The organism is Sphingobacterium mizutaii (genome assembly GCF_900187125.1).
Taxonomy (GTDB): Bacteria; Bacteroidota; Bacteroidia; order Sphingobacteriales; family Sphingobacteriaceae; genus Sphingobacterium; species Sphingobacterium mizutaii.
The window spans coordinates 701,851-717,341 of record NZ_LT906468.1 but is presented as its reverse complement, the minus strand read 5'-3'; the positions used below and the strand labels follow the sequence as shown (position 1 = coordinate 717,341).

Here is a 15,491-nt window from a genome sequence, read left to right as displayed (position 1 = left end):
CCGAATTTTCCGAATATGTCTCGAATGAGACTCGAATAAGTCCCCATTAAACTAGCTCAAAAAAAGAGCATCAAAAGCCAATTTTTGGAGCTCATTTTTTGGCGGATAGCCATGATGACCTAGGCTACATTTTTTTTAAAAATAGGCCGATTTACTGGCCTAGAATCTTTCTAAGAAATACAGAAAACGAATAAAGTATTTTTTCGGATATTTGTAGTATGAACTTTTATACTCGTAAATGGGTCAAACCCGAGGACCTAAACCCTAATGGATCCTTATTCGGAGGAACTCTATTGCGCTGGATCGATGAAGAAGCTGTAATCTACGCCATCGTCCAACTCGGGAATCCACATGTAGTCACTAAATACATTTCTGAAATCAACTTTGTGAGTTCGGCAAAACAAGGCGATATCATTGAACTCGGTATCGAGGCCATCAATTTTGGAAGGACATCACTAACCATGAGGTGCGTAGTCCGTAATAAAATAACAAGGATGGTGATCCTTTCCATTGACAAATTGGTGTTTGTCAATTTGGATCCGGAAGGAACTCCAACCCCACATGGCAAAACGGAAATTACCTATGCCTATATGGGGATAGAGTCTGATATCAAGAAAAGGGATTAAGCAGCTTTTTGAGCTGTAATCTCTCTTTTAAGGTCTTTTTCTACCCAAAAAGAAACAATTGGGATCAAGCTCAGGAAGAAGTATTTGACCACGCGGCCAATCTTCCAGTTATAGGTTTGCCAGCAGGCAATCAATAGGACGACAAAAAGTACGACTAGGAAACCATGAATGGAACCGGCAACACGTACGGCTTCTGGAATTCCTCCAAAATACTTCAATGGCATAGCAACAAAAAACAACAAAACGGTAGAGATTGCCTCCCAAAGGGCAACTTGCTGAAATATTCTTAACATATAAAATACTATTAGTCAGCGCAAAGAAAAGGAAAACCTTTAGGGAAAAGAAATCAAGGAAAAGGATTGACCTCGATATGACATATAGGGCGTAAAAAACAGCTCCAAGCGGAAAAGATATGTCCTGACTAAATAAAAAATGTGTATTTTTGATGAATTGTATTTGCAAACATAACGACAATTAATATTTATGAATTACGACATTATTGTTATCGGTAGTGGTCCAGGTGGATACGTAGCCGCCATCAGAGCAGCTCAATTGGGATTCAAAACTGCCATTATCGAACGTGACGCATTAGGTGGAATTTGCCTTAACTGGGGCTGTATTCCTACCAAAGCACTATTGAAAAGTGCACAAGTATTCGAATATTTAAATCATGCTGCTGATTATGGTATCAAAGTAAATGGCGGTGAAGCCGACTTTGAAGCCATCGTAAAAAGAAGTCGTGGTGTAGCAGATGGCATGAGCAAAGGGATCCAGTTCTTGATGAAAAAGAACAAGATCGACGTGATCATGGGAACTGCAAAAATTAAAAAAGGTGGTAAAATCGAGGTGAAAGCCGCTGATGGTTCGACCAAAGAATATACAGCTAAACACACGATCCTTGCAACTGGTGCTCGCTCCAGAGAATTACCTAACCTACCTCAAGACGGAAAGAAAATTATCGGTTACCGCCAAGCGATGAACTTGCCAAAACAACCTAAATCAATGGTTGTCGTAGGTTCTGGTGCTATCGGTGTCGAATTCGCATACTTCTACAATGCTATCGGTACGAAAGTAACGATCGTTGAATTTATGGACCGTATCGTTCCTGTTGAAGACGAAGAAATCTCTAAACAATTAGAGAAATCATTGAAGAAAGCTGGAATCAATATCCTTACGAAATCTGAAGTTCAATCTGTAGACACTAAAGGTGACCTTTGTAAAGTTTCCATCAAAACTGAAAAAGGTACGGAAACCCTAGAAGCTGAAGTTGTTCTTTCTGCTGTAGGTATTACGCCTAACATCGAGAACCTAGGTCTTGAAGAAGTTGGTGTTAAAACCGACAAAGGACGTGTATTGGTAGATGACTTCTACAAAACTAATATCGATGGCGTTTATGCAATCGGTGATATCGTTAAAGGTCAAGCCCTAGCTCACGTGGCATCTGCTGAGGCTATCACTTGTATTGAGAAGATCAAAGGTTTACACGTTGATCCAATCGATTACAACAATATCCCTGGATGTACTTACTGTTCTCCGGAGGTTGCTTCTGTAGGTTTCACAGAAAAAGCGGCTAAGGATGCTGGCTATGAAATCAAAGTGGGTAAATTCCCATTCTCTGCTTCCGGTAAGGCTTCTGCCGCTGGTGCAAAAGACGGTTTCGTAAAAGTAATCTTCGATGCTAAATATGGTGAATTCTTAGGTGCACACTTAATCGGTGCAAACGTAACGGAAATGATCGCTGAGGTGGTAGTAGCTCGTAAATTAGAGTCAACTGGCCATGAGATCATCAAATCGGTACACCCTCACCCTACCATGAGTGAGGCCATTATGGAAGCTGTAGCGGATGCTTATGGCGAAGTAATCCACTTATAAGATAAAAATATACCAACTCCATTAGGAGTAATAAGAGGCCGGAACAAAATTCTGGCCTCTTTTTTTATTCAAAGCTTATTTAAGACCAATTTGTCCTTTTTTAACTTTTTTCGTAAATTACCTTAATATCCAACAATTGGATCGGGTCATAATTTTTTATTATAATTAGAATGTAAAACTAGCTAAGTTAATATTTTAAATTCCAAGAAATAATTATTAAACCTTACTTTATTTATATCCTTTTTTATAGTTTTGGATAATTAATTCATTTGTTCATGAAAACAATAATAATGGTGTTGGGCGCGCCTAATGACGAGTACGGACACCTATCGGCTGTAGCGCTCGATAGACTATATAGAGCATATGATTTAGCCATCAATAATGAATCTGCTTTAATCTTGTGCACGGGTGGCCAAGGCGACCACTTCAATATCACAGATAAACCACATACGTATTATGCTCAAAATTTCTTGAGCTTGAAAGGCATTAATCCGAACCGTTTCTTGCCAGGAATTCCTTCAAAAAATACAATTGAAGATTTTTCCCTATCAAAAGAGACCTTAGAGGAAATTAATCCAGATTTACTGATCATTATCACCTCAGAATTTCACATGGAAAGAGTGCAGCTCATCTCCGAAACCATCATTCCATCCATCAATAAGTTCTTTGTTTCTGTTTCTTCTTCTCTCTTAGACTCGGAGTTGAGGCCTTTGATGGAGCATGAGAAAATTGCAGTTCAGTTCTTAAAGGAAAATGGGGTAGACTATTAATACCTCATTCCTTTTTCTTCCAGATACTTTCGGCCCAACGGCCCACAAACCAAAAGGAAACCGCCAATAACAAAAAGAAAATCGTTCTATTGATATTATCCCACAAATACTCCACAAATCGGGTATATAGGTTCAGGATAAAGAAGACAAAACCTATATCGCGTGATACATGGTCCTTGGTTTTCATTCCATAAATAGCCAAGCCCAACGAAATGGCTATCCCCAATAAACCCCAGTAGAATATTTCGTATTGACGGATACTGGACCATTTATCGAAATCACTGTAGTTTCCAAAGATGGAAAGCAACCAAAGTGCGATCATTGTATAGAGCAGTCCAACCACAAAAGAGGTGGACTTAAAGACGGCCAAAGGCTTTATTTTAGGTTGAAGCAATACAGCAAAGGCAGTCAGGATAATCCCAAAGATTGTAAAACGTAATGGGTAGTTCATTCCCCAGAACTTAAATCCCCAATTGCTATGGTATGCGGTTTCTGTGGCAAACCAAATCCCAAGAGCCACTAAGGTGAAAACCCAGAGCAACTTGGAGGTTAGCTTTACGGATAGGATTCCGTAAATAATGATGGACATCAGGAATAATAGGGTGAAATGGTTTTCATTACGGTCCAGGACCTGTCCGAGAAATCCTATGCTGGCTGCTGTAGAAAAAGCCCCAGCGAGCATTAAGGTCTCATTTGAAAAGTTCTTTTCAGGATTCCTCGACTTATTCCGAAAACCAAGGATATAGAACAATACCGCGAGACCGGCGAAACCTAGGCAGAAAATGACATTGGGCGTTTCATAAAATTTCTCCACCAAGTCGGAAAGATAACCATCGGAAAACAGGGATACCACCGAAAATATCAATGATGCCAAGGCAATCCAGAAGGCATACCTAGCCAGCATCCCCCATTCAAAGCCTTTATCATCTAAGTTTGCTTTCAACTCCTCAGACTTTTCTTGCGAGATCAATTGCTCCTTCTCCCAATGTCCCAATGCCTGTTCTATGATCTCTCGCTCTGATTTATTTACGTCTAGTTTTTTCAAAATGATAAGCTTTGTAGTTTAAAGGTAATACTTTTCAATAATCCTGCCTAATAGAAGATTAGAGATGGGAGACTTAAAATCCTTAGCTAAAAATCAGTAACTTTGCATTTTGCTAAAAGGAGATATTAATGGCCGTAAAAAAAGCAGTAGACCTTGGGGATCAAAGCGAATTAGAAGTATTTGGTGCCCGCGTACACAACCTTAAAAATATAGACGTATCATTTCCAAGAAACCAACTTGTCGTTATCACGGGATTAAGTGGCAGCGGTAAGTCTTCATTGGCTTTTGACACGATCTATGCCGAAGGTCAGAGACGATATATGGAGACTTTCTCAGCATACAGCCGCCAATTTTTGGGAGGGATGGAAAGACCCGATGTGGACAAAATATCAGGATTGAGCCCAGTAATTTCCATTGAGCAAAAAACCACTTCCAAAAACCCGAGATCAACCGTAGGGACCATAACAGAAATATATGACTTCCTGAGGTTGTTGTATGCAAGGATCGGTGAAGCATACTCTTATGTTACCGGCAAAAAAATGGAACGTATGTCTGATGATGAAATCACGGACCGTATCCTCAATGAATTCAACGGAGAAGGAATCTATGTCCTAGCTCCAGTGGTAAAGGGCCGTAAAGGTCATTATCGTGAACTTTTTGAACAGATCAGAAAACAGGGTTATACCAAAGTTCGCGTGGATGGAGAAATATTGGATATTGCTCCTAAAATGCAGGTAGACCGTTATAAAATCCACGATATTGAAATCGTGGTAGACCGCATCATCGTGGAGAAGGATTCACGAAAAAGGCTCTTCACCTCCATCGGTCAGGCTTTAAAAACGGCAAAGGGGATCATCAAGATTGCCAATAAGGAGAATAAGGAACAATTCTTCAGTCGATATTTAATGGATGCGGAGTCAGGGATTTCCTATGATGAGCCGCAGCCGAATACCTTCTCGTTTAACTCGCCTTATGGCGCTTGTCCAAAATGTGATGGTTTGGGATATATCTATGAAATCGATAAAAAGATCGTCATCCCTGACAGAAGCCAGAGCATCCAAAAAGGTGGGATTATCCCTTTGGGACCGGTTAAGGATTCATGGAATTTTGCGGTGCTGAAAGCAGTGGCCAAGAAATATGATTTCGCATTGACCACGCCAATCGATAAGCTGCCGGAAGAACTGATCGACAACCTTCTTTTTGGTGAAGAGGAACCGATCAACTTAACGGTTTCTTATGGTTCTTATGGAGCAAGGGAATATAAAGTTCAATTCGCCGGCATCTTCAAGATGTTGGAAGAGATGAGCGCAAAATACAGTGATGATACACAAGGTTTGGATGAATTCCGTACTCAGGTAGTTTGTCCAGAGTGCCATGGGGCGCGATTGAAAAAAGAATCCCTCCATATCAGAGTGGCAGATAAGAATATTTCAGAATTAGCAGAAATGGATATTGTCGCCTTGAATGAATGGTTCGATGGCGTTGAAAACAAGCTTTCAGATAGACAGAACATTATTGCCGTCGAGATCATTAAAGAAATCAAGACCCGTATCGGATTCCTTTTGGATGTAGGCTTGAATTACCTGACCTTGAACCGTAGCTCTAAGAGCTTATCCGGTGGAGAGGCACAGCGTATCCGTTTGGCGACCCAAATTGGTTCACAATTGGTGAATGTACTTTATATCTTGGATGAGCCGAGTATTGGGCTGCACCAACGTGACAATGAGCGTTTGATCAATGCCCTAAAAAACCTTCGTGATATCGGGAACTCCATTTTGGTGGTAGAACATGATAAGGACATGATCCTTCATTCGGATTATGTGATCGACATGGGACCAGCAGCCGGTGTTCATGGTGGTAAAGTTGTCGCCCAAGGTACGCCTAAACAATTGATGAAGGAAAACACCTTGACGACCGATTACCTCAATGGAACCCGGGAGATCAAAGTCCCAGAGGAAAGAAGAAAAGGAAATGGCCACACACTAACTTTAAAGGGCGCTACAGGCCATAATTTAAAGAACGTGAGCATTGATATCCCTTTGGGAGAATTGGTGCTTGTAACGGGCGTATCGGGCTCTGGCAAGTCGAGCTTGATTACCAATACCCTTTACCCTATCTTGAACCATCATTTCTTTAGGGCTAAGGCGAAACCGCTGCCTTACGCTAAAATCGAAGGTTTGGAAAATATCGATAAGGTCATTGAAATCGATCAATCTCCTATCGGTAGAACGCCAAGGTCAAACCCTTCTACCTATACTGGTGTATTCTCGGATATCCGTGCTTTATATGTACAATTACCGGAAGCCAAGATCAGGGGTTACAAGCCTGGGCGTTTTTCTTTTAATGTGAAAGGTGGTAGATGTGAGACTTGTCAGGGTGCTGGAATGAAGATCATTGAGATGAACTTTTTGCCCGATGTACAGGTTCCCTGTGAAACCTGTAACGGAAAGCGCTATAACCGAGAGACTTTAGAGGTAAGATACCGTGGAAAGTCTATTTCGGATGTATTGGACATGAGCATCGATGAGGCGGTAACTTTCTTTGAGAATATCCCATCTATCTATAGAAAAATCAAGACCCTACAGGATGTAGGTTTGGGTTATATTACCTTAGGCCAATCGTCAACCACCCTTTCTGGTGGTGAAGCCCAAAGGGTCAAATTAGCAACAGAGCTTTCTAAAAAAGATACTGGAAAGACTTTCTATATCTTGGATGAACCGACAACTGGTCTGCATTTCGAGGATGTCAATGTATTATTGGGGGTAATCAATCGTTTGGTTGACCGCGGAAATACCGTTTTGATTATCGAGCATAACCTCGATGTTATCAAAGCAGCCGATTGGGTTATCGACATGGGTCCTGAAGGTGGTAAAAACGGCGGAAAAGTCCTTTTCCAAGGAACACCGGAAGATTTGATCAAACAGAAAAACTCGGAAACAGGAAGGTTCCTGAAAATTGAAATGAACTACAATAAATAATAAAAGGGAGCTTTCGCTCCCTTTCTTTTTATCGGTATAGTTGATTAAATAACATTTTGAATGTCCCATGGCTCTGAGCCCTGTTGGTAATTTCAGGTCCGATTGCCACTAATTTCCCTTTCCCAATTTTAGATACTAATCCAATATTAACATCCTTTAGATATTGCTGTCCATGTGCCCATCCACTTAATAGGGAATGGTCAGAATTAATGGTTCCTAAGGCATATAGATTTTCTGAATTTTGGAATTTAAAGACAGGGCTATTATTGAACACAATGTTCAGATCTTTATCCAAACCGTAGTTCTCCGGCTTGCTGATATCAGCTTCAGCCTTTAGAATACTCGTCGGAACATAAAACTTCACACTGGACAACTTCACTTTCTTGCCATCTTTACCTATTTCCATCAATGGATTTTCAACCGGAAGATTGAAATGGTAAACTAGCTCAGAGGCTGCACCAATTGTGACGATCTGCCCGCCATTTTCCACGAAGCTTTTCAGAACTGGAATAGACTTGGCAGCTGTTACAGATCCTAACATGTGCTTATATTGATCAGGCACAATGCTTTCATCAACAGAACGTCCTGAAGCATTCGATCCAAAAGCAGGAATACCTTGACCTACAAACAATAACACATCATAATCTTTGATGCTATTATTGTCAATATCTTTTGGATAGAACAATTTGTAATCATATCCATATTGTTCCAACATCCATCTCACCCAACCGGAAGGCATGCTACCGCCATAATGATCAAATAAGCCGATCTTGATGGCTTCAACAGGTTTCAATTGTTTTGGTTTGCTAGCCAACGCTTTACTTTGCAATCCTAAAGTAGTACCAAATTCCTTAACCTTAGCTGCAGCTTTAGCATCTACATAAAAGTCTTTGGAATCAAGGTCACGGTATACTTTCACACCAGCCTTCAACAATTGATTGATTGCCAAATAAGCATCGTTTGCTTTTCCATTGATCAAATATCCTCCTTTAGATGAGGCAATCTCTCTAGCCAATGGATTCAACAGAACTCCAGTTTCTTTTTTCTGAAGTGGTGCATTGAAGTCATCATAAACCTTATCATATTCTACACCCATTTGCATAGCCAATGTCCAACCAGCAGCATCATACGGACGAACCGGCGGCCCACCTTCGTATTCTACATCATGTGGGTGATCTTGAGGCTGGAACATATCCAATACCTGGGGTCTAAAAGCCTGATTGGTTTTGACTACGATAGATCCTTTTGGATAATTCTTTCCGTTGACACTGAAATCAGCATTTGCTTGGTATACATATACTCCTGATTTGATCAAGGTGTTCACAAATTTAACGACTGTTCCAAAATCATCTTGGTCTGCCGACAAGATGAAAGCTCTAGGGTCACGTTTGGATTTATCTGAGAAGATGGCATCATAATAGTTCTTAGGGATGGTTTTTGAACGATAGAAAGTATTGCTTTCTTCTTTCTTCACCTTACCTGCCGCTACATCTGCATCATAGGTTTTCTCAATGGATTCGGCATATTTCGGGTATTTGGTCCAATAATCCTCGTTTCCACGGTCAATGGAGTTTTTACCCATCTTGTACATATTGTACAATAATTTGTCACCATTACGGGCTGCATAATCCAAGATCGCAAAGTTCATCGATACAGAATAGTCAATTGACTTCTTGAAATTCCATTTCTGTGGAGCAACTGGGAATGGCAAGCCATTTCTAGGAACCTGTCTTTCTGCTACCAAAGGGATATCAGATGGTGTAGGATGTCCTGTAATTTCGGTCAAGATACCGATCATGTTATGGAAATAGGGCGCTGTACGCAATCCACCATTCCACCAAGTAGAGAATCCTGATTGATCCATGCGGACATAACCTGGTTTATCTTCTTCATTCAGGCGGTTGATCATGGCAAACCCAACGCCATCGATACCTGTCACCAATAATGGATCGAACACATGGTTAAATGGATCACGATAAGGAGGACCCGCCACAATGGTTCCATCTGGAGAGGTCTGATGGTGGTTATAGACAATCTGTGGTAACCAATCTACATATACGACCTTTGCCAGGTTGCTTGCTTCCTTCATGTTGAACATAAAGAAATCACGGTTATTATCATGCCCTACATATTTTTGGTAAAGTGTAGGGATAGACATATTACGCTTGGCCTTGTCCTCATATTGCATATACCAATCAGCCAATAGATCTTGTCCATCAGGATTGACATGCCACATTAATACCACCACCTTATCCAAGTAATTGTTGATTTCGGCATCATTACGATTGGTCAATTGATAGAAGGTTTCGATCAATTGATGTGAACCGACCATCTCGTTGGAATGCATTCCCCCATCGATCCATACCACCGGCTTACCAGCTAAGGAAAGCTCCTTAGCTTCTTCTACGGTAATTCCTTCGGCACGCCCTAAGGTTTGTGATATCTTGCGGTATTTTTCAATATCTTTTAGGTTTTCTGGAGAGGAGATGATGATCAGGTGCTGTTTTCTGCCCTCTTCTGTTAGTCCCCCATCTTTAATAAGTACTCGGTTGGATTCTTTGGCAACTTTTAGAAAATAGCTCTCCATCTGTTTGTAGTTGGCCAGCATATAGTCATCACCAATATTGAACCCAAAATGTGTTTTCGGATTGGTAACCTGTTGTGCAGTTCCATAGTTGAACTGTCCAATCAATAAGGCTACCAGAATCGATTTTATGGTATTCTTAATCATTTTTTGTTGTTTTTTACATATTTCTCCAACCATTGATGTTGTTCCCAAAAGGTATGGAGCACTCCTTCCCTGCTTCTGTATCCGTGGAATTCTTTAGGCAACATCACCAAACGCACGATTCCTCCGTGCCCTTTGATAGCGGCGTAAAGACGCTCACTCTGGATCGGGAAAGTTCCTGAGTTCTCATCGTCCATGCCATGGGTCATCAATAACGGTCTCTTGATCTGTGGTGCATAAGTAAATGGTGACATCGCATCATAAGTATCCTTTGCTTGCCAATAGGTCCTTGCTTCGCCTTGGAAACCAAATGGAGTCAAGGTTCTATTGTAGGCACCACTTCTTGCAATACCTGCAGCGAATAGATCGGTATGTGCTAAGAGATTGGCCGTCATAAAGGCACCATAAGAGTGCCCACCAACGCCAATCCTGTTTCTATCTGCTACGCCCAAGCCAACAATATGGTCAATCAATGCGCTAGCATTATCCTTGATTTGCTCTACGAACGTATCATTTGGTTCAGAAGTACCTTCTCCAACGATAGGCATATCAGCCTGGTCCACCACTGCGTATCCTTGGGTCACCCAGTAAACCGGAGAACGGAAGGCTAAGCGTGGGAAGCGATTTGGAGAACCTTTAACCTGTCCGGCTGCCTCTTTTGTTTTAAATTCTCGAGGATAGGCCCATACCAACACTGGTAATGGAGCATCGCCTTTTTTGAAATCTGCAGGCACATATAGTGTTCCTGATAGATTCAAGCCATCTTTTCTTGGATAGGACAACAATGTTTTCTGAACATTGGCGATACTTGGGTATGGATCCGAGAAGTTGGTAATCTTGGATTCTTTCTTGTTTTTGATATTTACCGAATACACATTGGGTGCATCCTTTGCTGATTCCCGGGAAACATACAGCACTCCGGTATTGTTAAAGAAGATTGGTTCTTCATAATAACCGCGCTTGGATTTGTACAAGGTGTCCTGTTTGCCATTCTGTACATTCCATTTCATCAAAAATGGTCGGTCACCTTCTGGCGAAGCGCCTAGCCCCTGTGTGAATACAGAGCCTTTTCCATCGGTCAGCAATTGACCTTTTTCATTTTTCACAAAACTTCCTGGATCGGTATAGGTATCCTCTGATTTACGGGTAGAGAGCACTTTGACCACCTGATTGGTCTTTGGGTTGATCAAGGTCATTTTGGTAGAACGGTCTTTGCGCCAGTTTTCTGAAACGATGGCCAAACCATCTCCCCATTGAATATCGCGAACCCGATAGGTACCGGAGAAGATCTTATTTGATGAAGAAAGATCATAAGGAGCTCCTAATTCAAATACTTCATCACGCACCTCGGTTTTCACATTTGGATCACCTTTATCAAATGCCTGCACATAAACCAAGGATGCATCCTTGTCTTTACGCCATTCAAAATTTCGAGGTCCTTCTAATACCGCATCGAAAGAGATCGGCATTTTATCCGCCAATGGAATCGTGTAGATGTCCTTTACCTTAGATCCAGTGGAAGAATAAACTGCTACTTCTGCCGGAAAAAGATAGATCGGCACCAAGTAAGAATACGGCTTAACCACTTTCTCGGTCAGGATATACTTACCATCGGGAGAATAAGAAACTGATTTAAAGATTCCTTTAATGCCGATAGGTTTTGCATTCCCTTGAAGATCGACCTGGATCAGGTCTGAGGTCAGGTAATATTCCATTAAGGTCTCATCGTATCCGTTAGCAAGTAGGTTTTGATAGGTTCTTGAAGGGGTAATTCCGCCAAGGTTTTCTTGAACCACCGGCCCTGTAGGAACTGGATTCTGAACTGGCACATTGCCTCTTGAAGAGTTTACTTGCTGGGCAAGTAAAGCTGTTCCATCGCCATTCCACTGAAAGGTGCTACCGTAAGTGTCATTGACCTTGCTCAATAATTTCTTTGCTGTTTTATTGTTCAGGTCGGCAAGCCATAGTTCAGTATCTTCTAAAGATTTATTCAAAAAGGCAAATACGCCAGGTTTGGAAGACCACTTAACGTCGGAAATCTGCAAATCCTGAGGTAAGCCTTGGATGCTGAATTCAGAGCCATTGCTCAGATCGCGGATCTTAAGACCCTTGAAAGTACCGAGATTCTCCGCAACCGTGGTATTGCTAATGGGATTAATCCGCAGGCCAGCAACCCCTAAGACAGGTTGTGAGGCTTGAATAATGGTCTGAAAGCCTGGAACTTCCAATACCAACATATACCGCCCATCTGGACTGAACTCCTCCATTGGGATCTGTGGTGCATCCACAAGATTCACGATAGATTGAGGTGGTAATTGATACTTGATTGCCTCTTGCGCATAGGTCATCGGAGAACCCGCCAAGAAGGCAATGAAAAGTCCTGCTTTCAAATAATTTCGGTTAGTTTTTCTTGTAAAATTCATCTGCATCTTTATTTAACTGTACCATGCAATCCTTCGGCATGTACACCATGTGCCCTGCCTCGTAATAAGTAAATGATACTTTTGATTTCTGTTCTGGTCTTAAATTCATATGCTTCACAACATATTCAGCAGCATGATAAGGTGTTGCCAAATCATAATAACCACCAATTACCCAAACCTTTAGGTCTGGATTTTTGGACATAGCCTGCCTCAATAGCTCTGACGCATTTAAATATTTATTCTGAACATTATTGTAGTTCCATGGGGATACCCCACCTGAAAAATCATAAGGTAGTTCATTCTTGAATTTAAGCTCGGTCCTAATATAATGATTCATTGCGGAAGAAAAGGTACCTGCAGTGTTTCCTGCTGGATCAAATTCAAAACGATCACCTGAATCATCATAGTCGCGACCTATCGCACGGCTATCAAGTCTACCAACCGTTAAGCCTTCATCCCGTCTCAATTCTTTACAGAACTTATGGATATTGATCCTCAAGTTGGTTTCTTTGATATAGGCTTTGCTCAAGCCGGTATACCTAGCCAATTTGCTGGCTATCTGATCATATTCTTGCTCCGTCAAGTCTGTTCCTTTGTTCAGAGCTAAGAGATATTCGTTGTTTGCAAATTTCTCAACTTCATCCAATGTCGCTCGAAGATTGCCCTGTAAACCAGACTCCAATTGTTTATGGTAAAAGGCAGTTGCCGTATAGGTCGGCAAAAACAGATGATATGGCAGGTCATTGCCTATGTCAAACCTTGCTGTCTGCATATTCAATATAGAACTCAACATAATGACGCCATCAAAATACATGCTGTAACGGTTCTGTAGATACTGAACCAAACCTGCTGCTCTTGGCGTCCCATAACTTTCACCCATGAGATACTTCTTGGAATCCCAGCGTTCATTCTTGGTTACATATAACCTGATAAAATCGGCTACCGACTGTACATCCTCTACAAAACCATGGAATTGCTTAGGGTCTTCTCCCTTTACCGCCCGGCTGTAACCTGTAGAGATCGGATCAATAAATACCAAATCCGTCTTGTCTAGCCAGGTTTCCGGGTTATCTCCGTAGCTATATGGGTAGACTGCATCACCAGCTTCGGTCAAATTTGGTCGTTTTGGCCCCATAAAACCCATATTTACCCATACAGAGGCCGAACCTGGACCTCCATTGAAAGCAAAAGTAACCGGACGGTCTTTCCGGTTAGTTGCCACATAGGCGATAAAGAAGACATTCCCTTTCGGGTTTCCATCTTCATCTTTCAACTGTATATAGCCTGATTGGGCTTTATACTCGATACTGCCAGACCTCAGTTTGGCTACATGTTTGGTTTCTACCACTTCAGGAATGATGGCTGAATTGTTAGATACTACTGACGTATCAGGTTTCAATGTTTCAATGGCCTTGTTTTTACTGTACTGCGGCCCCCTTGGGATAACGGGCGCTAAACTCTGCGCCCATAGATCTCCAAAGATGAACATGAAAGCTATGAAACTAATCGTCTTAATTTTATAATCATTCATACATTATTTATTTTAGTTATTCTCCATTAAATTATTCAATATCAATTCATTACTTGGAATTGGCAGAATATAAGCTGGATCATCGGTCGGTACAGCAGCAATGGCATGCTGTGATTTCGCTGGAATGGTTAATCCAAGGCGCATAAGGTCACCATTACGGATACCTTCGCCCAAGAATTCAATCCTGCGCTCCTCGATGATTCGATTTAAGTAGGCAGTTACATTGGCAAATGAAGCGGCCGTTAAGGACGCTCCTTGATTTGATCTGCCATAAACTGCATTCAGTAAGGCTAAGGAACGTGCATCCACGCTATTTGATGTTCTTGCTAAAGCCTCAGAAAGGTTCAACAATACTTCAGAATAACGGATCACTGGAACATAATCGATATATGGCGAGGCTTGGTTAAACTTGGTTAACCATGCTTTTCCGGTCTTTGTCCCTATTTTGGTCAGTTTTCTCCTGGCATCGGTTTCTAACCATAAAGCTGAGGAGTAGATACCTTCAACTTTATTCAATGAATACTCACCTGCACCATTACTGGTTGATGTTCCGCCATCACCTGTACCTGGTAAATAATACCTAGACAAGGCGCTTCCTGGCGCATCATTATTGGTGAATGGCATAGAGAAAATAGATTCATTGGAGGTGTATGGCGATTTAAAGAGATCTTCGAAATTACCTTCCAATTTATTTCCTACCCCTGTTGTTGCGCTGAAAGGTGCTGCTGCGGGAACAAGTTTATTGGCTTCAGTGATTACCTTTGCATAATCTCTCATGCTGAGGTAAACTCTAGTCTTTAATGCAATGGCAGTGTTTTTATGGGCTCTTGTGGTATTCAAGAAAGCCGAGGAATAATTCCCTGGTAGGTTTTGTTCCGCAAAATCCAAATCAGCCAATACCTGTTTGTAAGTTTCAGCTACAGTGCTCCGCTCTAAATCGTAGTTTCCGGGACCTGTATTGCCTTTCAAACGTAACGGCAAGCCTGGTTTGCTTCCATTACCATCCCAATAGGGCCTTGCATAAAACTGCAATAGATAATAATAGGTCATCCCACGGATCAATCGTGCTTCAGCACGGTAGCTATTGGCTGTAGCTGCATCTAAGACGGCATCACCCCCATTATCTAAGCCATCCAAGAATACGTTCAACTTGTTTATCGAAGCATAGGTCGCCACCCATATATCGTTGACATCTGAGGTGGTGGTCTGTGGCAGCATGGAATACATGGTAGCTCCTGTAGCAGCGTTCATATTGCTACAGTGAAATTCCCCGGTTCTGACATCTGAAATCAGCGTGTACCAACTTCCTAAATAATTAGATGCCTTCATGCTGGCATATAAGCCATTGACTTGGCTCAGGATACGTTCTGGGGTACTAAATGCGGTCACATCGGTGATCAATGTTTTGGGTTGTGGATTCAACCATTCTTCCTTTCTACAACTGCTAAATAATAAGGTCAGTCCAGTTGCACATAATATGATAGATTTACTTGATTTCATTGTAATAAGTTTTTAATT

10 protein-coding genes are annotated in these 15,491 nt (G+C 41.5%); 4 read left to right on the top strand and 6 right to left on the bottom strand.

The annotated features are described in order from the left end of the window. Positions 1-218 precede the first annotated feature (218 nt). Positions 219-626, top strand: a complete 408-nt coding sequence (locus tag CKW03_RS03095) for an acyl-CoA thioesterase (RefSeq protein WP_093100827.1) — start codon at positions 219-221, stop codon at positions 624-626. Here CKW03_RS03095 and CKW03_RS03090 read toward each other — a convergent pair. Next, on the bottom strand, positions 623-919 hold the full coding sequence (locus CKW03_RS03090; RefSeq protein ID WP_093100829.1) for a DUF3817 domain-containing protein: 297 nt from the start codon (positions 917-919) through the stop codon (positions 623-625). The two genes, CKW03_RS03095 and CKW03_RS03090, sit on opposite strands and share 4 nt — an antisense overlap. Before the next feature lie 190 nt (positions 920-1,109). On the opposite strand from CKW03_RS03090, the gene lpdA reads away from it, so the two are divergent. Beyond that, positions 1,110-2,498, top strand: a complete 1,389-nt coding sequence (gene lpdA, locus CKW03_RS03085) for a dihydrolipoyl dehydrogenase (RefSeq protein ID WP_093100831.1) — start codon at positions 1,110-1,112, stop codon at positions 2,496-2,498. A gap of 275 nt (positions 2,499-2,773) precedes the next feature. Then, positions 2,774-3,268, top strand: a complete 495-nt coding sequence (locus CKW03_RS03080) for a YdcF family protein (protein WP_093100833.1) — start codon at positions 2,774-2,776, stop codon at positions 3,266-3,268. 4 nt (positions 3,269-3,272) lie between these two features. On the opposite strand, the gene CKW03_RS03075 is transcribed toward CKW03_RS03080, so the two are convergent. Next, on the bottom strand, positions 3,273-4,313 hold the full coding sequence (locus tag CKW03_RS03075; RefSeq protein ID WP_093100835.1) for a DUF2157 domain-containing protein: 1,041 nt from the start codon (positions 4,311-4,313) through the stop codon (positions 3,273-3,275). A gap of 128 nt (positions 4,314-4,441) precedes the next feature. On the opposite strand from CKW03_RS03075, the gene uvrA reads away from it, so the two are divergent. Continuing rightward, positions 4,442-7,291 carry an excinuclease ABC subunit UvrA gene (uvrA, locus tag CKW03_RS03070; RefSeq protein ID WP_093100837.1) on the top strand — a complete coding sequence of 950 codons (2,850 nt, stop codon included), beginning with the start codon at positions 4,442-4,444 and terminating at the stop codon, positions 7,289-7,291. Between the two features lie 28 nt (positions 7,292-7,319). On the opposite strand, the gene CKW03_RS03065 is transcribed toward uvrA, so the two are convergent. The 4 genes from CKW03_RS03065 to CKW03_RS03050 are packed head-to-tail and all read right to left on the bottom strand — an operon-like array spanning position 7,320 to position 15,473. Continuing rightward, positions 7,320-10,022 carry a M14 family metallopeptidase gene (locus tag CKW03_RS03065; protein WP_093100874.1) on the bottom strand — a complete coding sequence of 901 codons (2,703 nt, stop codon included), beginning with the start codon at positions 10,020-10,022 and terminating at the stop codon, positions 7,320-7,322. Further along, a complete protein-coding gene (locus CKW03_RS03060) occupies positions 10,019-12,442 on the bottom strand; it encodes an alpha/beta hydrolase family protein (protein ID WP_236736567.1) in 2,424 nt (807 codons plus the stop codon). Before CKW03_RS03060 ends, CKW03_RS03065 begins: the two co-directional genes overlap by 4 nt. Beyond that, the gene (locus CKW03_RS03055) at positions 12,420-13,973 is read right to left on the bottom strand and encodes a S10 family peptidase (protein ID WP_197700970.1); all 1,554 of its coding nucleotides are present in this window, start codon (positions 13,971-13,973) and stop codon (positions 12,420-12,422) included. The genes CKW03_RS03060 and CKW03_RS03055 overlap by 23 nt, the downstream gene beginning before the upstream one ends. A gap of 12 nt (positions 13,974-13,985) precedes the next feature. Next, positions 13,986-15,473, bottom strand: coding sequence for a RagB/SusD family nutrient uptake outer membrane protein (locus tag CKW03_RS03050; RefSeq protein ID WP_093100839.1), 1,488 nt, complete (start codon positions 15,471-15,473; stop codon positions 13,986-13,988). Positions 15,474-15,491 lie beyond the last annotated feature (18 nt).